The 23,180-nt window shown below is 43.7% G+C and carries 13 protein-coding genes and 1 pseudogene; 7 read left to right on the top strand and 7 right to left on the bottom strand.

Annotated elements, in window-relative coordinates; translation table 11 throughout:
• Positions 1–148: 148 nt before the first annotated feature.
• From fahA to JFC08_RS11625, 3 genes and pseudogenes are all read left to right on the top strand, one after another.
• Positions 149–1,450, top strand: a complete 1,302-nt coding sequence (gene fahA / locus JFC08_RS11635; RefSeq protein ID WP_227697754.1) for a fumarylacetoacetase — start codon at positions 149–151, stop codon at positions 1,448–1,450.
• A gap of 113 nt (positions 1,451–1,563) precedes the next feature.
• A complete protein-coding gene (locus JFC08_RS11630) occupies positions 1,564–2,139 on the top strand; it encodes a VOC family protein (RefSeq protein WP_198330806.1) in 576 nt (191 codons plus the stop codon).
• A 143-nt stretch (positions 2,140–2,282) separates the two neighbouring features.
• Positions 2,283–3,334, top strand: a pseudogene (locus JFC08_RS11625) (TRAP transporter substrate-binding protein).
• 95 nt (positions 3,335–3,429) lie between these two features.
• On the opposite strand, the gene JFC08_RS11620 reads toward JFC08_RS11625, so the two are convergent.
• Entirely contained in the window at positions 3,430–4,317 is an 888-nt protein-coding gene (locus tag JFC08_RS11620) for an IclR family transcriptional regulator (RefSeq protein ID WP_227697753.1), read from the bottom strand.
• Positions 4,318–4,458: 141 nt separating this feature from the next.
• On the opposite strand from JFC08_RS11620, the gene maiA reads away from it, so the two are divergent.
• Both maiA and JFC08_RS11610 read left to right on the top strand, forming a co-directional pair.
• The gene (gene maiA, locus JFC08_RS11615) at positions 4,459–5,106 is read left to right on the top strand and encodes a maleylacetoacetate isomerase (RefSeq protein ID WP_198330817.1); all 648 of its coding nucleotides are present in this window, start codon (positions 4,459–4,461) and stop codon (positions 5,104–5,106) included.
• 541 nt (positions 5,107–5,647) lie between these two features.
• The gene (locus JFC08_RS11610) at positions 5,648–6,829 is read left to right on the top strand and encodes an acyl-CoA dehydrogenase family protein (protein WP_198330805.1); all 1,182 of its coding nucleotides are present in this window, start codon (positions 5,648–5,650) and stop codon (positions 6,827–6,829) included.
• Between the two features lie 249 nt (positions 6,830–7,078).
• Here the strand turns inward: JFC08_RS11610 and JFC08_RS11605 are convergent, their stop codons facing one another.
• The 3 genes from JFC08_RS11605 to JFC08_RS14010 form a co-directional block, all read right to left on the bottom strand.
• Positions 7,079–13,168 carry a YadA-like family protein gene (locus tag JFC08_RS11605; RefSeq protein ID WP_198330804.1) on the bottom strand — a complete coding sequence of 2,030 codons (6,090 nt, stop codon included), beginning with the start codon at positions 13,166–13,168 and terminating at the stop codon, positions 7,079–7,081.
• Positions 13,169–13,585: 417 nt separating this feature from the next.
• On the bottom strand, positions 13,586–15,229 hold the full coding sequence (locus JFC08_RS11600) for a sensor histidine kinase (protein ID WP_227675977.1): 1,644 nt from the start codon (positions 15,227–15,229) through the stop codon (positions 13,586–13,588).
• 14 nt (positions 15,230–15,243) lie between these two features.
• A complete protein-coding gene (locus JFC08_RS14010) occupies positions 15,244–15,942 on the bottom strand; it encodes a response regulator transcription factor (RefSeq protein WP_198330802.1) in 699 nt (232 codons plus the stop codon).
• A 267-nt stretch (positions 15,943–16,209) separates the two neighbouring features.
• On the opposite strand from JFC08_RS14010, the gene JFC08_RS11590 reads away from it, so the two are divergent.
• Positions 16,210–16,746, top strand: a complete 537-nt coding sequence (locus tag JFC08_RS11590) for a Spy/CpxP family protein refolding chaperone (RefSeq protein ID WP_198330801.1) — start codon at positions 16,210–16,212, stop codon at positions 16,744–16,746.
• Between the two features lie 123 nt (positions 16,747–16,869).
• On the opposite strand, the gene JFC08_RS11585 is transcribed toward JFC08_RS11590, so the two are convergent.
• The 3 genes from JFC08_RS11585 to JFC08_RS11575 all read right to left on the bottom strand — a co-directional run bounded on the left by JFC08_RS11585 (position 16,870) and on the right by JFC08_RS11575 (position 20,970).
• A complete protein-coding gene (locus JFC08_RS11585; protein ID WP_087945579.1) occupies positions 16,870–17,223 on the bottom strand; it encodes a hypothetical protein in 354 nt (117 codons plus the stop codon).
• Positions 17,224–17,302: 79 nt separating this feature from the next.
• Positions 17,303–18,949: a hypothetical protein gene (locus tag JFC08_RS11580; protein ID WP_198330800.1), complete on the bottom strand. Its 1,647-nt coding sequence runs from the start codon at positions 18,947–18,949 to the stop codon at positions 17,303–17,305.
• Between the two features lie 44 nt (positions 18,950–18,993).
• Positions 18,994–20,970: a hypothetical protein gene (locus JFC08_RS11575; protein WP_198330799.1), complete on the bottom strand. Its 1,977-nt coding sequence runs from the start codon at positions 20,968–20,970 to the stop codon at positions 18,994–18,996.
• Positions 20,971–21,150: 180 nt separating this feature from the next.
• On the opposite strand from JFC08_RS11575, the gene ggt reads away from it, so the two are divergent.
• Positions 21,151–23,097, top strand: coding sequence for a gamma-glutamyltransferase (gene ggt, locus JFC08_RS11570; protein ID WP_227697751.1), 1,947 nt, complete (start codon positions 21,151–21,153; stop codon positions 23,095–23,097).
• The last annotated feature ends 83 nt before the right edge of the window (positions 23,098–23,180 follow it).

The raw sequence follows: 23,180 nt of genomic DNA, 5'->3' as shown, positions 1-23,180 counted from the left end.
ACCAAATAACATCAACGTCCCTAGTATCACGTCTGTTTTAAGAAAACACTGCACAAAAACCCTTGCAATCTCCACTTTGATAAATTACATTATGCGTAAGTAGTTAATTATAACGTAATTCATTATATGCTTTAGCAAGGAGCACCCTATGTCAAAGATTGACAACACCCTCACATCCTTTATCGATATCGCCGCTGATTCTGACTTCTCCATTCATAACCTACCTTATGGTATTTTTAGTAACGCCAAAGACGCTGCTGATAATAACAAGCGCCGCGCTGGTGTGGCTATCGGTGAGTACGTACTGGATTTGGCTGTGCTCGAAGCAGAAGGTTTACTGAGCTTAGAGGGCGGTCCATATTTTGATCAACCAACGCTAAACGCTTTTATTGACTCAGGTCGAGACAATTGGACTCAAGCACGCTCAACCATTCAAACCCTACTATCTAGTGTCAGCGACACCTTGCGTGATAATCAAGACTTGCAGAAAAAGGTATTGTTGAAGCAAGCAGACGTCACCATGCATCTGCCTGTTCACGTACCAGGTTTTACCGATTTCTATTCGTCTAAAGAGCACGCCACCAACGTCGGTACTATGTTCCGTGATCCAAACAACGCCCTGCTACCTAACTGGACTGAAATGCCAGTCGGCTATAACGGACGCGCCAGCACCGTCATCGTCAGTGGCACTGATGTGATACGCCCCTCTGGTCAATTAAAGCCAAACGCTGACGACCGCCCTATTTTCTCAGCCTGCAAGCGTTTAGATTTTGAGCTTGAGACTGCTTTCGTGGTTGGTAAAGGTAATAGCATTGGTCAACCAATCGCAGTAGACAATGCCTCTGAGCATATTTTTGGCATGGTTTTGCTCAACGACTGGTCAGCCCGTGACATTCAAAAATGGGAATACGTGCCTTTAGGGCCATTTAATGCTAAAACCTTTGCTTCTGAAGTCTCGCCTTGGATTGTGACTATGGATGCGTTGGCACCTTTTAAAACAGCATGCCCGATTCAAGAGCCAAAACCATTGGCATATCTAAACGAAAAAGACAGCAATAATAGCTATGATATCCATCTATCAGTTGAGTTATTGCCTGAAAACTCAGATAGCGCCACTGTGGTTTGTGAGACTAACTTCAAACATATGTATTGGTCAATGGCGCAGCAGCTCACCCACCACACCATCACTGGCTGTAAAGTGGAAGTTGGCGATATGATGGGCTCAGGTACGATTTCAGGACCAACGCCAGATTCTTATGGCTCAATGCTAGAGATTGCTTGGAATGCGACCAAACCTGTCACTTTAAAAGGCGGCAAGACCCGCAGTTTTATTGAAGATGGCGACACAGTAATCATGAAAGGCTATAGCGAAAAAGACGGCATTCGTGTCGGATTTGGTGAAGTACGCGGCAAAGTACTGCCCGCGCTTAACTTTGATTTTAACAAATAGTCTAGAAAAAATGTGAGCACAGTGGTTTTGAGCTGCTAAGCAACCATCGACCTATAGTCAATCGGTACTAGCAGCCTATTACTCACTGCATTCCCTATCAAAAGGAGTTTGATATGAGCTTTAAAATTGAAAAAATCCATCATGTGGCTTATCGCTGCAAAGACGCTAAAGAAACCGTTGAATGGTATCAAAAATACCTAAACATGGATTTCATCCTTGCATTCGCTGAAGACCACGTGCCTTCGACCAAAGCCTTTGATCCTTATATGCATGTATTTTTAGATGCTGGTAATGGCAACGTCTTGGCGTTTTTTGAAGTGCCCAATCAGCCTGAGATGGGTTTTGATCCGAATACCCCGAATTGGGTGCAACACTTAGCCATGAAGGTAAAAGACCGTGATGCCTTAATGGCAGCAAAAAAGCATTTAGAAGAAAATGGTATTGATGTGGTCGGCGTGACCAATCACGGTATCTTCCATTCTATCTATTTCTTTGATCCTAATGGCCATCGCATGGAACTCACCTACGATGATATTACCTCAGAAGAAAAAGTCTCGATGATTACTGAAGCCATGAAGTATGAGATGTTAGAAGAATGGTCACGTACCAAACGCGCACCAGCTCATACCCAGTTTTTACATGCAGAGGAACTGGCTGGAGCAAGAGAAGTCGCGCCTGTCGGTGAGTAATTGACCTGTTATTGTGTTCGCTATCTCTTTTTATATGATTAATTAGGGCGTGCCATCATTTTAAGACTATTAAATGTATCAATATACTAATTGATGATACGTCCTAGGTAGCGAACAATATCTAACCATCATGAAAGGATTCAATGATGAAAACAAAAACCCTTTTAGGAATACTCTTAGCGACTTCGATCGCGATGACTGGTTGCTCTAATAACGACCCAGCAATAAACGCTGATGTAGATACAGGCGATGTGACTACTCTAAGATTCTCACACTTTATGACTGCCAATGACAACATAAACACCGAAGCATTGCAGCCATGGGCAAAGAAAATTGAAGAAGAATCAAAAGGCCGCTTAAAGATTGAGATCTACCCTTCTGCTACTCTTAGCAAACCGGGTGCTACCTATGATGCTACCGCAAAAGGTATCGTTGATATTGGTATGCAAGCGCAAGGATATACAGCAGGGCGATTTCCTTTAACTCAAATTGTAGAGCTGCCAGGTATCACAAATACTGCACAGCAGCAGAGCTGCATACTTCATAAACTGTATGATGATGGTGTCATTAAAAATGAGTACGAAGATACTCACCTGCTAGCGCTGATAGGCACTGGACAAGGTGCGCTGCATACCGTAGATAAGCCTATTCGCACGCCAGCTGATATGAAAGGTTTGCGTATTCGCCAACCTTCTGCCGTTGCGAGTCATATTATCGAAGCGACTGGCGCGGCGCCCGTTGGCATGCCAGTGATACTTATACTTCCCTTCAACGCGGTGTCATTGACGGACTTAGCTTTACTTGGCAGCCCATTCAAGCATTTCGTCTTGATGAGTTAATCAATACGCACACCAACATTCCTTTTTATAATTCTACTTTTGTTATCAGTATGAATAAAGAGAAATATAACAACTTACCTGATGATCTCAAAAAAGTGATTGATGACAATTCAGGGGCGGAGATGGCAGCACGTGTCTCCAAAGTATTTGACGTCAGTAACGCCAAAGCAATGGCTGCCGCTAAAGAAAAAGGCGATATCATGATCGATATCTCTGACCCACTCAATGACCCAGACTGGAAGGGGCCATTAATGGAAGGCTCGCAGCACTATCTAGATGAAGTGAATGCCACTGGTCTAGACGCTGACAACGTGTACGAAAAAGCAAAAGCTGCCAGTAGCGCCTGTATGGTCTAAAGGATGAATATCATTAAACGATATTCGGACAAAAATTCCTTTACGCGATAGTCGGTCAGTTTATATGATTAAAACTTATATAGTAAAAAAACCAGCTACGCAATTTGATAACGCTGCGCGATTGCTAGTATTTGCTCAACCACGTTGTGTTGCTCACTCATGGGCAATTGCTCTGTCGTTCCGATGATAGTGATAGCGTATTCTAGTAGTAGTCCTTTGCTAGCAGTTTTGCCACTAACAGCAGATAGATTAACAGCGCTATTAGCAAGCTGCGGCAATATGACAGGAATCGTAATGGCATTAATACCCATGAGCATATCACCCGTCACTGTCGCATAGCCTTGGGTACGAATCTTGGCTTGCAAGTGACTGAAATTCTGCCATTTTTCTGTGATTATTGCTTCATTGTCTGTCTGCCATTCAGCTGTGACCAATGGCTGAGTGACGGCATCTGGCTGATAGCTGGCAAATAATTGCCCCGTCGCCGATGTCGTCAGCGGCATACGTGAACCGATACGAGTGATAATACTAATCGGGCTATCTGGTTCAACGGACTGAATAATAATAGGACCTTCGCTAAACCATTTGGCAATCTGCACACCGCAATTCAGGGTGTCTTTGATTTCATTAGCGATGTGCGTCAGCCTCTCTAAAATATTGTTTTGACTAAATCCAGAGTGCCCCAATGCTGCCAATGTGTTAACCCTATCGCCTAGCCCGTAGCGACCATCATCAAGCTTACGCGCATAGTTTTTACGAATGAGACTGACCAAATAGCGGTGACACTTTGCTGGATGCATTTGCATCACTTGCGCAATGTCTTTTAGCATCATCGGCTCGTTATGATCAATAAGAACGTCTAATACCGACAATCCAATCTCCAGTGACTGGACGCCACTTTGACTTTTATTGGTTGTCACAGGATTTTCTAAAGGGCTTTCAGCTGCTGGCATGTTTTGCTCAATGGGTAATTTACTTGGCATATTAATCTAATATATTCATAAAAACTGAAATGGAGAGGTAACGTCATAAGAGTTTTTTACTTGTATAAGATACCTTTGGTATCACTAATTATAACCGCTTATCTCATTCACAACCTACCATAATAAAAGGAATTCACAATGATGACACTTTATGGCTACTTTCGCAGCAGCACCTCGTATCGTACTCGTATCGCGATGAATCTCAAAGGCTTAGATTATGATTATATTTCGGTCAATTTAGCAAAAGATGAGCAGTTGGCAGATACGTTTAAATCACTCAATCCACAAGGATTGGTGCCTGTTTTACAGACTGATGATTTATTACTATATCAAAGCCCAGCCATTTTAGAATGGTTAGAAGAGGTTCATTCCGAAAACCCGCTATTGCCTAAAGACGCGGCTGGACGGATGCAAGTACGAGCCATTAGCGCTATGATTGGTTGTGATATTCATCCCATTAATAACCGCCGTATCTTACAATATCTACGCAATGAGCTGGCGGTAGACGAAGAAAAAGTCATGGCGTGGTGCAACCGTTGGATGAGTGAGGGATTTGCGGCGTTAGAAAAAATACTAGCAAAAGACAAAAGCCGTGGAAAATTTTGCTACGGTGACAGCTCTACTTTTGCAGATTGCTATTTGATTCCTCAGGTCTCTTCGGCGCGACGTTTTAACGTGGATTTAAGTGCTTATCCCAATATCGTCGAAATTGACACGCATTGCCGTACGCTCAAAGCCTTTGCTGACGCTGATCCTAGCATGCAGCCTGATGCGCCCAAGTCTCAATAAATACTCAAACAGGGTGCTTTCAGTAAGGGTGTTTTGCTATTAAATGACTAGGGCGTGTCCTCAATTCAATCGAGTATCCTCTAAATGGGCTAAAAATGGCTAAATCTTGCCAAACATCGTCAAATAGCTGGTTAATATCCTGATATTATCTGCGCTATTTTCCTTGTTTGACGGCAATTTATCTCATTTTTATTACCATTTTTAAAATGAGGACATGCCCTAGAAAATTAAATGATTAGAGAATTAAATAACAAAACGCCCTTATAATTTCTGGGCTCAGGGCTCAGACAAAGCAATCAAAGCGAATGACTGCCTGAAAACAGGCAAAGCATTGATACTCTTAAGCCAAACATAGTATTTAATATTTCATCGAATCATCACTTCTACTTTTCATCTCAATATAATATTTCATATATGCAAATTATTGGTTGTATAGCAGTCAACTGTTGGCTATTCTTGGTATAGGCGTTGTTATATCTCAAATTTAGAATTAATTTTAGATAAACATACTGTTTTATACATTAAAATAAGGTTGGATATTATGAGTTATACACATCTATCAAATAACAAAGACGCTCTACCATCCCATGCCGCTCAAGATATTTATGATTTAGCCCTATCGGCTAGAGAAGAAACAGAAACCTGTAGAAAAATTGCACCGACAGTGGTCAAAAAACTGTCAGAGTTGTCGTTATTTAGGATGGGACTGCCAAAATCGTTGGGAGGATGGCAAGGCAATCCTGTGGAAACGTTAAAGGTTTATGAGACGCTAGCCAGTGCTGAAGCCTCAGTTGCTTGGATCGTTTGGAACAACCATTTGGCCTGCACATTTGGACGATTTTTAGACGAGCCTAGTATGAAAGAGATATACAGTGACCCCTCTCATGTCTATGCCAACTCTGCACGCCCTGAAGGGATTGCTAAACAAACCGCTGAAGGATATACGGTCTCAGGTCAATGGACATTAGTATCAGGTTGTGAATTGGCAGACTGGTTTGTGCTGCGCTGCTTGGTAATATCCGAAGGCTCGCCTACGACCCTTGGACCGGGTGCAAATTTAAAGCTGTTCTTTATTCCAAAAAAAGATGTGGAAGTGATTGATACTTGGCATGTTGGTGGACTAAATGGTACAGGCAGTCACGACATCGTCATCAAAGACGCGTTTGTGCAGGAGCGTTATGCGGTCGATTTTGATAGCCCTGTCGCCATCGATAATGCGTATAGCCGCCTACCAATCGGTTGTATTAATGCCGTTGGCTGTGCAGCGATGGCACTGGGTGTCTTAAAAGCGGCGACAGATGAGTTAATCGAAATTTGCCTTAAGAAAGTAACGCCCGGTAGAAGCCCAGATTTGCGTGATCGTGCAGCAGTACAAGCGACTATCGCTAAAAGCAAAACCTTATTAGCGTCTAAGCGCGCACAGTTACACAATAGTGTCGAGGTATTATGGAACGAAGCACAGCAACAGAACACCTTTACCGATACACAGCTGGCTGATGTGTGGGCAGCAGCCTGTGAAGCAGCGAGAGAAGCCAGAGCCATGGTATCGGAAATTTATGCGGTCGCTGGTACGGTCTCGCTATATAAAAAACATAGAATAGAAAGAGCGCATCGAGACATTCATGCTATTTTACAACATGGTATCGTGCAGCCACATTGGATGGAGCAAGCTGGCATGGCTTATGTCGGATTGACCCCAAATGCAGCCATGTTCAGAGTATAGAATTGCTTTTATAAAAATAAATAAGCCCTCATAGAATGAGGGCTTTTTATCGATTGGCTATTGAGCCAAAGAAAAACAAATCATTGGTAAAAGTCATTTGGTGACTACCAAATAGTGACTACCAAATCATCACGCTGAAAACGTCTTCATGCTCATGTTACAAAAAAGCAAGACATCTGATGCCTTGCTTTTTTATGACTAATTTTTATAACTAACAAATCACTTTACTTGATAGTAGGCTTGATTGCTTTAATCAAAATGGAAGCCTGCACCAATCGAGCCGCCAGCATTACCTTGGGTATCAGCGGTGCCGTTTACCTTCATGACCCAACGACCATCATTGGATAACTTCGAGAAGCCAATAGCAACTGCACTTTCCCCATTGTACGTTCCTATACCGCCACCGATTAAGGATTTACCAGCGATGTAAGCTTGCGGTAGTGAAGACATTGCCATGGCGGCTGAGATACCAGCATTTGCATCGTCTTCGACTTCACCAATTTTATAACCTAGCTCATTCATGTTGTTGCCAAGTCTTTGACTAACAGCATCTAATTGACCCATATTCACAGCGTCTCTGGGTGCCATGCCATCAGCCACATCAGTGATCTTGTTGCCAGCGGCATTGATACCGCTTGCGGTCATACTAGGACCACCGACAATGCTGACACCATTATTATTGATTGTCGTATTGCCAGTTTTGACGCTATCGATATTAATATTACCGTTTAGATCAAACTTAATACTACTGCCTGCTGCTGTTGTGGTGATGTTATTACCACCTGTGAAGGTGAGGACACTGCCATCGCCTACTGGTTTGTTGATGGTAGCACCGCTATCAGCACCAAAATTGAGACCCGCATCTATTTTATCCTTGTTCACTTTGATATTGGTCGTATTAGTATCGATGTTTGTTTTATTCGTGGCAATATTCGTGGTATTGGTTTGGATATTGGTAGTGTTGGCTTGGATGTTTTCATTGATAACGACTTCTCCTTGCTTAATAGAAGCAATCGCACCGTCGATACTATTTTGACCAGTACCACCAATATTACTATTGGTAAAGGTACCATCTACAGGATTGTAGACTGTCTCACCGCCAATGATACTACTGATGCCACTGCCTTGTGCATAGAGCTGACCACCATTGATGGCATCTTTGCTACCTTCAGAGACATCGCCATTCACAACGTTTGTAATCTTAGTGTCAGCAGCATTGATACCCGCTTTGGTGATACTAGGTCCACCTGTAATAGTCAGCCCATTGTTATTCATAATGGTATTACCCGTCGTTACGCTATCTAAATTCAGGTCTGGATTTAAATCGAAGCTAATGTCATTGACGCCTGCCAATGGTGCAGCAGCACGTAGGTCAGGGCTAACATTATTGTCCGCTGATCTAGATACTTTAATATTACCATCTGTACTGTTCAAATCGATGGCGCTGCCTTGTTTGATCATAGTGGCAACATCACCCTGAGCCGTTAGTCCCCAACCTTGATCAAGGGCAAACGTCGTGGCGTTCAACTGTCCGACAGTCGCTGCATCTGTATCTGCAATACCAGCAGCTACATTGGTGATTCTGTTAAAACCATTGTCAAGACCACTACTGCTCAGTCTAACCGTTCTACCGGGACCATTACCAGTAAAGGTAAAGCCATTACTATTCATAATGCTATTACCAATCTGCATGCTACCCTCATTGCCTAAATTCAACTGGTTATTCAGTTTCACCTGAACACCCGTTGCTGAGGCCATCGTCGTAATGTTGCTATCACCAGTGACGTTGATGGTATCACCTAAAGCAAACTGCTGGTCGTTGGCACTATTGCCATCACCGATTTTGATGCCTTTGGCCACGAGACTATTGGTTGCTGACAATTGGTCGAAGTTTACCGCATCCTTACCTGTGGTCGCTTCTGCAACGTTAGTAATTTTATTGCCACCATTGTTCAGACCATTGGCTGAGATGCTGACACCGCTACCAAAGTTTGCGCTGTTAAGACCAGTTAAATCTTTCGCAAGTTTCACGGTCAATGTGCTGGTACCGTCAGCAACGACGCCAATGTTGTTGCCATTTGACAAGTCACTTGCCACGGTCGCGCCACCTTTGATTGTCAGCTTGTCACCAAGCTGACGATTAACGGTAGTACCCGTGTCACCATCGAAATCAAAACCTTTATCGATGGTCGTGGTCGTGGCTTGTAGTTGACCAAAGTTTACGGCATCGCTGGCTATTGTACCGTTAGCGACATTAGTAATTTGATTGCCACCATTGTCCAGCCCACTATTACTAAGTCTGACCGTTTGATTAGTCCCACCCGTGAATGTGACACCATCAGCGTTGACGACTGTAGTTCCTGTGGTCAAGCTGGTTGAGACTAAATCGGCAGCAGTAGCAACTTTGATACCACCATTGTCAGCGGTCAAGACAATATTGTCACCAGTAATAAAGTTGGCTGTATTATTGTCTTTATCCAAAGTCTTGACATCAGCACCATTGATTTGTGTCACTACCGTTTGCATCGCACTATCGGCTTTTACCAAGCTTGCCTTACTACCTTCGCTTAGATCAACTTGATAGTCGGTGATATTGGTATCAGGATCTTTGACACTAGTGCTAACTGTTAGTGCATTAGCATCTGCAGTAGAAACACTGGTGCCATTGGCATTGACAGTATAGACATCCTGTCCAGTATCGCTATCGTTTGAAAAGTCAACACTGGCAACATTCGTACCTTTAACTACTTTGGTTCTCGCTCCTGCGGCTGCCATCTGTACATCACCGATGTTTGCTGCATTGGTTTCCGTATTACCACCGCTTTTTACTCCCTTGATCTGGGTGTCGTTGGCATTGATACCAGTAGTAGAGATACTAACACCACCAAAATCTGCACTAGTGAGGCCCGTTAAAGTTGGAGACAGACCGAGAGCAATTCCATCGCCCGTTGATAAGCCAGTGGTGGTTAAATTGCTGTCTGTATCAAACTTAATTTCTTCACCCAAGGCAAAGGTTTTTTTGAGAGTACCGCCGCTGCTTGCATCATTCACATTAAACTTGATGCCTTTAGCAATATTGTCAGTGTTGGTACCAATATTGGTGGTATTGGTTGAGATGTTGTTAGTATTGGTCGTGACATTAGTATTAGTCGTTTCTAGCTGACTAAAATTCACCGCATCTTTTGCGTTAACCCCATCATCAACGTTAATAACTCTCTTATTACCCGCATTGACCCCGCTTTTGGTGATGCTTGGACCATTTAAAATGGTCAGACCATTGCTGGTTAACGTGGCATTGGTAGGGTTAAATATGCTTCCACCCGTTACTGTAACACCTGCACCACTAACGGTAGTGACGCCAGTAAGCACGCCGCCAGTGACAATACCTAGACCATTGACCGTTGTGCCGTTTAATAAGTTGCCAGTGCTAACGCTGCCTGTTGTACCTAGGTTTAAGTTGTCATTGAGCTCAACTTCGATTTTGCCATTTTTTACTCGGGTGTCGATGTTGCTGTTAGAGCCAACCACCTCAACGGCTTGTCCCAATGGTTTCTGTACTGTGTTACCATCAGCAGCTTTTAATGCAAAGCCTGAGGTGGATACACCAGTAATGGCACTATTCAAATCACCAATATTCGCCGCATTGGTTTCTGTTGTGCCACCGCTAGCCACTCCTGAGATGACTTTATCACCAGCATTGATACCAGTAGATGAGATACTAACGCCGCTATTAAAGCTTGCACTATCCAGACCTGTTAAGTTGTTGGCTAAACCAAGTTTGATTCCATCACCCGTTGATAAGCCAGTGGTGGTTAAATTGCTGTCTGTATCAAACTTAATTTCTTCACCCAAGGCGAAAGTTTTTTTGAGAGTGCCACCGCTACTTGCATCATTCACATTAAACTTGATGCCTTTAGCAATATTGTCAGTGTTGATGCCAATATTGGTGGTATTGGTTGAGATGTTGTTAGTATTGGTCGTGACTTGTTGGTTGGTATTAAATAACTGACCACCATTGATGGCGTCTTTGCTATTTAGACTGACCGTACCATTAGAAACATTGACGACCTTCTTATTACCCGCATTGACCCCGCTTTTGGTGATGCTTGGACCATTTAAAATGGTCAGACCATTACTGGTTAACGTGGCATTGGTAGGGTTAAATATGCTTCCACCCGTTACCGTGACACCTGTACCACTAACGGTAGTGACGCCAGTAAGTACTCCTCCAGTGACAATACCTAGACCATTGACCGTTGTGCCGTTTAATAAGTTGCCAGTGCTAACGCTGCCTGTTGTACCTAGGTTTAAGTTGTCATTGAGCTCAACTTCGATTTTGCCATTTTTTACTCGGGTGTCGATGTTGCTGTTAGAGCCAACCACCTCAACGGCTTGTCCCAATGGTTTCTGTACTGTATTACCATCAGCGGCTTTTAATGCAAAGCCTTTGTTAATAGTCGTGGTATTATTTCCGACCGCTTCATTGGTCGCATATAATTGACTACCATTCACGGCATCTGTACTAGCCGCAGTGACAGCTCCACCAGCGACGTTTTTGATCTGACGCTCAGATCCTACTACGCCCACGGATACTTGCGCACCCTCTCGTAACATACCCTTATCATCAATGACATTACCGGCGATATCATATACCACGCCACCAACTGTCATCGTCTTTTCAGAGCTTGCACTTGTTGCTGTTGTTGAGCCTGCACCTAAAGAGACTGAACCATCTTTGCTCGCTGATGCGCCAACACCGAACGCTGAAGAAGCCGTTCCCGAGGTATTGGAATGAACACCAACGGCTGTAGACAGATCACCTTTAGACAGCGATTTTGCACCAATGGCTATCGAGGCAGCACCTCCAGCTTCGGTATTGACATCATATTGATTGGTTTCTACCAGATCTTTACCTACGTAGGATTTGAAAACATCGTTAACTGTGCCACTATTTAGTGGTGACAATGGACTACCATCGATATTGGTTCTCGATGCAAAATCTAGATCATCACCGCCTATCGCGATCGAGGATGCCCCTCTAGACACGACGTTAGCACCGATAGCAATCGATTGCTCACCACTTGCCATCGTCTGTTGCCCAAATTCTGAGCTGCCAATCGCAATGGTTTGGCTACCAGTGGCTTTTGCATTTCCGCCCAGCGCCATGGCGTTATAACCTGTCGCTCCGTCGTTATTAGCATTACCGACAGCAGCTGAGTCCACGCTATAATACTTGGTTTTATTATTAGCGACAGTATTCGACAGCCCCGTTAGCTGAGCCACATTGACAGCATCACTGTCACTACTACCTGCTGCGACGTTTACAATCTGACGGTTGCCACCCGCTGCTCCTGTTCCTACAGAGACCGCGCCAAGCGTAACGCTATCCGTTGCTTGGATGACTGAGCTATCTGCTCCTACTGGCACAAAACCACTGGCACCACCAGCACGATTTGCAATAGAGTTTGAACCTAATGCGATGCCATTTACTGCGTTAGATCGAGAGCCGACACCAAAAGCAAGGCTGTTATCAGCAGTCGCTTTTGCATTACTACCAAAGGCAATCGTATCACTGCCAACTGCTTGAGTCTGTCCATCCGCTCTATAACCTACATTTGCTTGATCAGCCACTGTACCTGCATTTTCAAAATCAGTTGAACCAATCGCAATACCACGTTTGCCTGAGGCAAGTGCTGAATGACCAACAGCAAGAGAGCCTTGACCCGTTGCTGAGGAGACGTTACCAATAGCCTGAGCAAAGTCAGCAGTCGCTGCCGATTGACGTCCAAGCGCTAACGAGGTATTCCCATTAGAATACGCTGCCGCCCCAATTGCCACAGATGACCGACCAATGGCTTTTGCTTGAGTGCCTAGAGCAGTAGCGACGTCACCGGCTTCTGTCCCAGTGCCAATGGCGGTACTACCAGAGTTGTTTTGTGAACCACCCGTCCAAGTAAATGACGGATTGCCTCTATCGACCAGATTGAAGTTTTGCCCAGCGTCCGCTTCACAGCCAATGGCAACCGAATAGCTGCCTTCAGCATTCGCTTCAGTACTGTTTGTATTACAAGAAGAAATTGCCGTACCAGATCCCGTACCACCGCCGACATTCACTTGCGCAAAAGCTTGCGGTGACATTGTAAATCCAGCCGCCAGCATCCCTATGGCGATCGTGGATAGTCGGAAAAATTGGGTAGAAGAAAGATTAGAAGTCGTATTGATGGTCGCGTTTGCGCTCACGCTAGATTTGGAAGATTTGCCGCGCCCCTTTGCATATTCACCAACTGCGGTAAAACAGCTCAAGGCTTCATTCCATATTACTTTATAGATGCGGTTCATAGTGTGCACTCCCTTACAGACTGGTCAGATTTAAAAATCAAAGATAATATCCATCTTGCAGAGAGTCGATATCACAAAATAAAACACGTTATCGGCGGATAACGATTAAATGTTTTTTGTTCATCATTTATCTTGTTAACCAACAACTAACACTTTTTATCTTGAAAAGCCCTAATCGCTCTCTCTATATATTAGTATTACCGAATATATAGAGAGAGACAATGCCGCTCATCGGGCATTTATTACCGCTCATCCAATTATATAACAAAAAATGAATATACAGATGTTTTTTGCTCCTTGCTTATATTGAATGCTCCCACTTTTTTGAAATAATCCGCTTTGAAACTTAATAAAACACACGCTTATACACACACTTTAGAGATGTTTTAAGCGCGTGTTCGCCACTTTATGCTGCTCTTAGTCCCCTTCAGAGTTAACAGGCAATGTTATTTGCATCACCAGCCCTTGGATATCATCTTGGCGATTATAGACATGAATCTGACCCTTGTGTGCCATTACCACGGCATGAACGATTGCCAGCCCCAAACCATACCCCCCCGTTTCACGATGGCGAGCCGAGTCAAGCCGTACAAAGGGCTGAAAAATACGCGCCAAGTCCTTATCCGCGATGCCACCACCCTCGTCTGTGATGCTGATTTGAAGTGCAGGCTTATTGCCTTCCATCTCCACTTTTTTAATGTCAGCAATGACTGTTGAATCAGAGGCCGTATGCATAAAAGCATTACGAATGACATTTTCAAGCGCACTATGCAGCTGTTCTTGGTTGCCAAGCACAGTCCAAGGCGTTGTTGAATCAGTGGTAGATGAAGCGTCTGCCACCAATGCATGACTCGGCTGCCATTGCCAACGCACATTTTTATGCTGAAACTCAAAGCAAACGTCTTGTCCAATTTCACTAATGATGTCAGAAATATCAACCGCTTCGTTTTCTATATTGTCGATGGTATATTGCTGCATTTGTAGAGATTGAATATGAATGATTTGCTCAATCAACTCATTCATCCGCGCCGACTCTTTATCTATACGGTCGAGATAACGACTGGCATTCGGTGCAAAGTCGCGAGTCAGCTCAGTCGCAACGTCTAGACGCGCCAGTGGCGATCGTAGCTCGTGCGAGATATCACTGAGCATCTGTTTGCGTGCCAGCTCACTCTCAGCCAACCGTTTTGATAGTTTAGCCACGTCTTTTGCGAGTAAACCAAGCTCATCATCTCCCATTTTTGATAGGTCTGGGTGGGTCTGATAATCGCCATCAATCAGACGGTGTACGGTATTTTGTACACGGCGGATACGCTGAGTCATTGTACGGCTCAGCCAAATACAAACCAAGACGCTAAAAACGAGAATAAATAGCAAACGTATGGGAAAATTGCCACGTTGCAGCGCCATAACATCAGCAAAACGCAAATGCGGACGTAATTGTATAATGACAGACTGCTCATCTGGTAAGACGACCGTCACATCAGCCAGCTCAGGGCGACTGTCGAAATCAGCTAGCGTAGCGCTATTTGGCATCATCGGTTGCAGAATATGGTTTAAGAATGATGACTTATCATTCGACATTTTATTATTATCATCGTGACTATTAATCCTGTTATTGTCCACATTGGGCTGAGCTGCCATTGATTGCATTGATGGTTGCCCTACTTCACGCCGACTACCCTGCATACCTTTTTGCCTACGCTCATCTCTATTGCGATAACGCGGAAATATAATCGCCCCTTCTTCATCGTAAACACTTATCTGATTCATGAGTTGACGGTCCTGACGATACATCTGCTTAACTGTACTTAAATCACCCGCTCTTAATGCCTCAACCATTTCTTGACGCTTAATCAATAAACTATCAGTTTGTACGTTCATGCGAACCGTTAGTGCTTTTTCGACCAGCCAACGCTCCACCATGATCGATAAAATAGAGGTGATTATAATTGTTAATAATAGACTTAGAAACAAACGCCAAAATAGTGTGATTCGCACTTTAAACTTTGGGGTTTGCTTAAGCGTTTTATGGTTAATAGCTTTCTTGGAAGCGTTCATCGATGAGTCCGTCATTACAATACCAGCTGATAGCCTTTACCACGAACCGCTTTGATCGGCTCATCATGAAAAGGTTGGAATTTTTTGCGCAATCGCGAGACATGCACATCAAGGCTACGGTCGAACGGCTGTAATTCACGTTGTAAAACATGCTCTGACAGCCAGGCTTTGCTCACCACCTCGCCTTTTTGTTTCAGTAGCGCAACCAACAAATCAAACTCTGTCCCCGTCACTTGTAGTTCTATGCCATCTATCTGACAAAGCCGCTGGTTTTGATCCAGATGCAAACGACTCTCTGGTAGCGGCGTATGCTCTGATGTCGCTGCGCTGGTGCGTTTGATGACGGCATTGATACGTGCCAGCAGCTCTCTAGGATTGCAGGGTTTGGTAATATAATCATCAGCACCAAGTTCAAGCCCAATGATACGATCAATCTCCTCCCCTTTTGCCGTCAGCATAATGACAGGGATATCACTGATATTGGGTAATTGACGCAAGACACTCAATCCATCGATTTTTGGCATCATAATATCTAGCACTAACAGGTCGTAAGCAGCAGTACCATTAAGCACATTATTGCTCGCAGTTTTGAGTTTATGTATGACAGCCTCACCATCGTGAACGCAGTCGCATGTCACCCCATGATTGTGCAAGTATTCTTGTAACAATTGGGTCAATTCTTCGTCATCATCGCCTAGTAGTATGTGTGGCACATCTTTCTCCTTAAGCGTTAGATCGCTTTATGAGCCATATTATCAGTCAATTGCTTATGGATTCGCTATAAACGTTACCTTTCTTAATACTTCATAAATGTTCGTAACCTCTAACTGTCGTAATATAGCGTCTATCAGCGACAAATACTGATAACAAGCTGTGATGGATAGTGGCTATCCGGGGCACTTACTGTTCATAAGCTGATCAGATAAAAACTGACTTTTTCGCAACCAATAACGTATGCACCATAAATTAAGGTAACGATGATGAAAAAATTATTAATGGGCTCAGTATTAGCAATGTCTAGCATTTTCACCGTAACAGCTTGTACCAGTGTTAATGCAACCACTGATACCACACCAACGACCAGTAAAATGCAGCATAAAGATGGCATGAAAAAAGGTGGTATGAAAAAAGGCGGCATGAGAGGTCCAATGTCGCAACTAGATCTAACAGCAACGCAACAAGCGCAAATCAAAGCCATCATGCAAGCACAACACGGCGATCGTAAAGCTGACCGTACAAAAAACAAATTGGAACGGGCGCAAATGCAGCAACAAATGCAAGCATTGACCAATGCCAGCACTCTAAATACAGCAGCAGTCAATCGCTTAGCTGATCAGCAAGCGGCTAAAACCAAGCAACGCTTCATTGAGCGAGTACAGACTCAACATGCTATCTCTCAAATATTGACTGCTGAGCAACGAGCAAAACTTGCTACATTAAAAGCTGAAAAAATGGCGAAAGGTCATAAAGGCTCAGAGCACGGTAAAATGCATGGCAAACCACATCAAGGCATGTAATTCGTCATTAATAGACTATTTTGCATTCATGCTGAATGTCCTATAAGACTGATTATTAACACATAAAAAAGCGCATCGTATAAACGGTGCGCTTTTTAGTTTTCAAAATTTTTCTTTATATAATTAATTACAACCAAACTGGTTGCATGAGTAATTAAAACTATTTCCATCACTATCGCTACCATTATGGTAAGTATAAGACCCAATCTGGCGAGAAGTTTTGTTCCAAGAACTCCCATCAGCACTAGCACCATTAGTATAAGAGGTATCACCAATTCTATTAGTATTTTGGTTCCAACTGCTTCCCGTACTACTATTATAGCCAGATGTATATGTTGTATTTCCTACTCTGTTATTTGTATATGAATTTCCACTTGCATCAGAACATGTAGAAAAAGATGAGCTACCAATACATCCTGCTTGGGCAGATCCACATGCAACTATAGTGAAAATAAATCCTACTAAAAACTTTTTCATAACCTTCCTTTTTTAATATCAATATCATTCAATTTTTGAAGTTTCAGAACATAGCAATTTAAAACATAAAAACATTACTCTAATCAACCGAACCCAACTTCTCTTTAGCCATTGGCATGACACTAAACATCATTTTGCCCATCGCAGTACCATTGCCATCACGATAATACTGCATCAACTCGCTGCCATACTCGCGCACATCAATACTATTACTGGCATTAGGCACTTGTACATCACTTGGTAAATTGGGAAATGCCATGTTTTTGGCGCTTACAGCGGAATACTGCTGCAAAACATCTATGACCATATTATTAGAAGTAGTTTCACTCGGAAGCTCACTGCGCAGATGCTGCCATTTGAGCTGACCACGCTTATCAAATCCATACAACTCTTGCGTCTCTGCATTTGATAGCATTGCACTTTCTGCCGTCTTTTCTTTTGCCTCTGCCATTGTTTCCTCTATTGTCTCACTGCCACTATCCACATCACTATCTATGTCACTTTTTATCATTGCCAATATTTGCTGCGCCAACGCTTTACTGGTAAATTTCCTAGCATTTGTGTCGCTTGCCTCGTCAGCCGCGCTTTCTTTGACCAGTTCTGGATATCGCTGACTCATCCGCTCGTAGACGATGCGCATATAATCTTGATAAAACTGCTCATAACTCTCAGCGCTTTGTACACGGCGAATAACTTGGTTACTTGCCAGCATTGCTGGTAGCTGATGCGCGGGCAGCTTGGGAGAGAGCGAGGCTAGCGTATTAGGGGCGACATAATCAAACTGGCTAATCGGTGCGGCATCAAATGTGGCGTCTAAGGCTGCAAAGTGGCTTTTTATCAACTCACTACCAAAGCCTTTGGGTAAGGTGCCGTCATCAATGGCCAACTTTAACCACTTATTGCGCCACTTTATGCCGAGCTTGTCATCTAACAGTTCTGAATTAAACATCGCAAAATTATCTGCCCATAGATAAATATTACCGTTTTTCAAATCCAGATAAATTGGCTGATTAACACTGCTTTGATGGTTGCGTGCTTGATACTGCACGCTCGCCAGCATCGTCGCCTTGCCAACCATTGGCTGATAAACACCTTGCGCATTGATAGACAGCGGCTTTAGCACATAAGCATCTAGCAACTTTGCTTTTTTGATATCTTGCGCTGTCGATCGGTCGTCGTAATTGTCAAATAACTGTTGGTAAAACGCTGGCACATTGATTTCACTATCATATTTACTCTCTACCCATGCCTCATAGGCATCCGTACACTCAAGATAAGTGTCTTTGAGCACCGTTCGCTGAGCATCATAATCTGCCGCCAAAATATCTTTATTTTGCGCTTCTGCTTGGGTAATTAAGGTGGCATACGCTTGATCGTGTGTGTCTTCGCAGTATTCATCGATATAAACTGAGGCGACTGGCGCTTTGGCATCTATTTCCATATTTATATCGCTAAACTGCTGCTCGTTACTGATCTCCAGATTGCTATGGTAACTAAAAGACTGTCGGCGCTGTTTCTGTAACGCAGTCGCCAACGCTGTCTTTGCTGCCACTGGCGTTTGCTTGGCAGTCATAGCATTAGATTGGTCAAGACTGGTAGATTGGCAGCCCGTTAATAATAGTGCCCCTGTTACCAATGCACCAGCAAATAGGCGATTGCCATTAAGAACTGACGCAAGGCTCGCTGACGAAAGACGACTTGCAATGATTTGATGTGATTTTTTCATTTTTTATCCTTAATAAATATGGGCTTGAACATGACAAGATAGCGTTATTGATCATCTACCCTGTTGTCAGCATCGTCTTCAATACCAGTGTCATCTTGACTATCAGCACTGTCATATTCTGCTGCATCATAGCCGCTATCACCATCTGCATAATCGCTACCATAGTCATCATCCCTGCTCCCACTATAGTCATAGCGGGCATCACGTGCCGTTTGCAGTCTGTCTTTTTGTTGACGCTGCTCTGCCATCCATGCATTGCCATCGATAGCAGTTTTAGCATTTGCGCCAAAAGACTCAGCCAATAAAGGCGTTAGTGCATGTTTACTAAAACTGCTTTTATCATAGCGTACTTGATTCAGCACGCTGGTTGTCGAACCCATCAAGTCACCACCGATATTTACCCGCTGCTGCTTAGCAAGCAGGCGATCGGCGCTATCTAAATAATAGTAATTTATCTGATTAAAAGAGATTGGACCTATGGCTTCAATTAGCTGCAAAAGCGAACCTACATCCGCACTTTGGTAGCCTTTATTGTATAGCTGCACTTTCGCAAGCGCGGTTTTTAGCATAGCGCCATCAGGATATTTCTGTGGATTGGCATCGACATAATCCTGTAGCGAATTTGTCATGTATTTTAGGGTTTTGCCAATCATCTCACCGCTTTGCTTGCTGCCGAAATAGACTTTTACCGCTCGGCTCGCACCGACTTCTTTAGCAAAAGCATCACTGCGAATATCTACCGCGCTAAAGTGCTCAGACGCTAGCTCTGCCATGCTGCTCTGTACGGCAGCAATGGCGGCATCGTAAAGCACTGCTGGCGGCAGCTGCGCGGTAATACTCTCAGGCAACCCAAAACTAACAGTATGTGAGGTCATTTGGTTAGGTAAAGGGGTGTTTTCAGGATTAACCAATGCCACAATAGGCATGATTGCTGATGGGTCTACCGTAACTGTACTATGGTTAAAATCGAACGCTAGCGGTATCTGTATAGATGAGCTAATCGTTGGTGTCACATAATCATAGCTATAGACGCTTTGCAGTTGTCGCTGTTTGGGTTTGTACTGACTGACACTATTGAACGTTAAATTTTGATATTGATAAGCATTTGACGCGGCTATCTGTTCAGGCGTGCGATGGAACATACTCAGCATTTGACCAATGACGCCCGTAGATGTTGCTGATTGGCTACCTTGTTCTACATCCTCTGGTTGTTGTTTAGCCGTTTGTATGGCTTCATACTGCTCTATCATGCTTTTTGGGTTTAATTTTGATAACTTTGAAAAAGCACTGTCTGATTCATAATCATCGGTGTCATAGTTCCCTTCGCCGTAACTCTCTGATTGATAGTCACTGCGACTATAACCGTTTTCGTCATAGTTAACATCCTCTACAACACAGACTTCATAAGCGTCATCGTCCTCATTGTCATTGCATTTATTCGACTCTGCACTTACCGCTGCTAACTCTGCCATAGCCTCAGTTTGCCTGTCCTCATAATCACTTTCATCATAGTCACCGTCAGGCTTATAAGCATAGGCTTCTATAATTGTTCTAAGCAAGCTACTAGAGCCTGCATCAATGCTGTCTGGAGCAATAAAAGGAACGGCTTGATAATTGGCTTGCGAGACTGCTACGTGTTCTGTTGCCAGATGCTGACGAATAGCTGCCAGTAAATGTGACTTTGCTTGATTGTCAGTATTGGGATATTTTTCTTGGTCAAATAATTGCTGATAACGCTCAGATTTGGCTGTGAGGCTGGCATTAAATGCGCGTCCTTGTGCTTGGCTCTGTGCACTATCGGCGGTACTAAAATCAATCATACTTTTTGATGCCGCAGTCGACGATACCGCTGGGCTTGATTGACAGCCCAAAAGAGCCAGAGACGTAGTGCCAACCAGCAAGGCGATAGACGTCAATTTACCTACCTGAGATACATGGTCGTTATTATTGATAGACGAATGATGACTCGTCATCTCAGAGTAGCGCTGTCGATTATGATTATTAATATGATTTGATGACATAGTAATCTCTTTGTATAAATAGCCAGTCTATAATTAGTGTACATTAGTACCGTTATTTATATCACAATGCGTTACAATTTAGTAAAATTAGAACCTATTTATTAAGAAAATACTTAGATTTTTTTATACAAAACAACTTTCTCACTATGGCTTTCTCGCTCAAGTAAAAAGGACTTTACAATGCCAACCTCGATATCAAAAAACAACATACGCACTGCTGACAATAATCCTCAAAGTAGAGCAAATATTAAAGCGGCTATTTTGTTAATCAGTAGCACATTTTTAGTATCACTATCTGCTCACGCGCTTGAGCCGACAACCAATCAATCAACTACTATCAACCAAACATCGATTAACACTAGCGCCATCAATCTCGCGATTATGGCTGATAATCCTACTGTAATATCTGAAACTCAGCGTGTGACAAGAGCCAAAACCACTACCCTCACTTCCACGATTAACAATGCCAATGCCGATCAAGCCATCTATTCTGAAGATGCGATTCACCACCCTGTTTGGGCAAAAAACGGCATGGTCGCCACCCAAGAAGCCCTCGCCTCTGATATTGGACTCAAGATTTTAAAAGACGGTGGTAATGCGGTTGATGCTGGAGTCGCCGTTGGCTTTGCCTTAGCAGTAACTTTGCCGCGCGCAGGCAACATTGGCGGTGGTGGATTTATGATGATTTATGATGCCAAGCAAGGCAAAACGGTGGCACTCGATTACCGTGAAAAAGCACCGAGTAGCGCCTCGCGTGATATGTATCTCGATGAGGATGGCAATGCGGTCAGCGACTTGTCTCGTTATCACGGTCTAGCAGTTGGCGTACCGGGAACGGTCGCAGGATTACTTAAAGCATTAGAAGATCATGGCACCATGAGCCGAGGACAAGTGATGGCACCAGCGATTGCACTGGCTGAGGACGGTATAGAAGTCACAGCAGGTCTGTCTGAGTCACTCACAGCATTAAGCGATCGCATGCAAAAATGGCCAAGCACCAAAAAGGTATTCTTTAAACATGATGGCAGCGCCTATCAACCCGGTGAGCGCTTAAAACAGCCTGAATTGGCAAAATCGCTTAAGCTGATTGCCGCAAAAGGCGCCGATGGATTCTATAAAGGAGAAACCGCAAGTAAGTTGGTCAAAGCGGTCAATGAGGCTGGCGGTAGCATGAGCTTACAGGATTTAGCCAACTATGAAGCCATAGCCCGCGAGCCAGTCAAAGGCGATTATCGTGGTTATGAGATTGTCTCGATGCCACCGCCGTCTTCTGGTGGTATTCATATTGTGCAAATTTTAAACATTTTGGAAGGTTATCCGCTAAAAGACTATGGGCAAAACAGTGCGCAAACCATTCATTTAATGGCTGAAGCAATGCAGTTGGCTTATGCGGATCGCTCAGAGTATTTAGGTGATTCTGACTTTATCGATGTGCCTGCCAGCGGTTTAGTTTCTCAGGCTTATGCGGATAAACTGCGCACCTTAATCAATCCAGACAAAGCCACGCCAGCGTCTACCATCAAAGCCAACAACCCTCTACCCTATGAGAGTGATCAGACCACGCATTTCTCTATCGTTGATAAAGATGGCAATGCAATAGCCAATACTTATACGCTGAACTTTTCTTATGGCACAGGTCTTGTCGCTGAAGGTACGGGGATATTGCTCAATAATGAGATGGATGATTTTTCTGCCAAACCGGGTGTGCCTAATGGTTATGGATTATTGGGCGGTGAAGCAAATGCCGTTGAAGCCAATAAACGCCCATTATCTTCTATGAGTCCGACACTGGTCTTTAAAGACAGTAAACCATATATCGTCACGGGTAGCCCTGGTGGTAGCCGCATCATTACCACTGTCACCCAAATAATCTCGAACGTCATCGATCATGATATGAATATCGCTGAAGCCACTCACGCACCGCGTATCCATGACCAATGGCTGCCTGATGAGATTCGGGTCGAAAAAGCACTGAATATTGATACGGTTAAAAAGCTTGAATCAATGGGTCATACGGTCAGTCCAAAATCAGCCATGGGCTCAACCCAGTCGATTATGATTACCCCAAATGGTGTCTATGGCTCGTCTGATCCGCGTATCGTTGATGCGGCAGTCGTTGGTTATTGATATAACTTTTTTATGATATAGTAGAGCCTTTATAAAAGTGGTACATTAGTTTTAAAACAAGCGAAAAGTAAAAAGATTATGAC

Origin of the sequence: Psychrobacter cibarius (assembly GCF_016107535.1) — a bacterium.
Classification (GTDB): Bacteria; Pseudomonadota; Gammaproteobacteria; order Pseudomonadales; family Moraxellaceae; genus Psychrobacter; species Psychrobacter cibarius.
This window is presented reverse-complemented; position numbering and strand designations above follow the sequence as displayed.

Excerpts from the sequence above, each read along its gene's own strand:
- fahA (WP_227697754.1), top strand. The coding sequence starts at position 149 with ATGTCAAAGATTGACAACACCCTCACATCCTTTATCGATATCGCCGCT.
- JFC08_RS11630 (WP_198330806.1), top strand. The coding sequence starts at position 1,564 with ATGAGCTTTAAAATTGAAAAAATCCATCATGTGGCTTATCGCTGCAAA.
- JFC08_RS11620 (WP_227697753.1), bottom strand. The coding sequence starts at position 4,317 with ATGCCAAGTAAATTACCCATTGAGCAAAACATGCCAGCAGCTGAAAGC.
- maiA (WP_198330817.1), top strand. The coding sequence starts at position 4,459 with ATGACACTTTATGGCTACTTTCGCAGCAGCACCTCGTATCGTACTCGT.
- JFC08_RS11610 (WP_198330805.1), top strand. The coding sequence starts at position 5,648 with ATGAGTTATACACATCTATCAAATAACAAAGACGCTCTACCATCCCAT.
- JFC08_RS11605 (WP_198330804.1), bottom strand. The coding sequence starts at position 13,168 with ATGAACCGCATCTATAAAGTAATATGGAATGAAGCCTTGAGCTGTTTT.
- JFC08_RS11600 (WP_227675977.1), bottom strand. The coding sequence starts at position 15,229 with ATGAACGCTTCCAAGAAAGCTATTAACCATAAAACGCTTAAGCAAACC.
- JFC08_RS11590 (WP_198330801.1), top strand. The coding sequence starts at position 16,210 with ATGAAAAAATTATTAATGGGCTCAGTATTAGCAATGTCTAGCATTTTC.
- JFC08_RS11585 (WP_087945579.1), bottom strand. The coding sequence starts at position 17,223 with ATGAAAAAGTTTTTAGTAGGATTTATTTTCACTATAGTTGCATGTGGA.
- JFC08_RS11580 (WP_198330800.1), bottom strand. The coding sequence starts at position 18,949 with ATGAAAAAATCACATCAAATCATTGCAAGTCGTCTTTCGTCAGCGAGC.
- JFC08_RS11575 (WP_198330799.1), bottom strand. The coding sequence starts at position 20,970 with ATGTCATCAAATCATATTAATAATCATAATCGACAGCGCTACTCTGAG.
- ggt (WP_227697751.1), top strand. The coding sequence starts at position 21,151 with ATGCCAACCTCGATATCAAAAAACAACATACGCACTGCTGACAATAAT.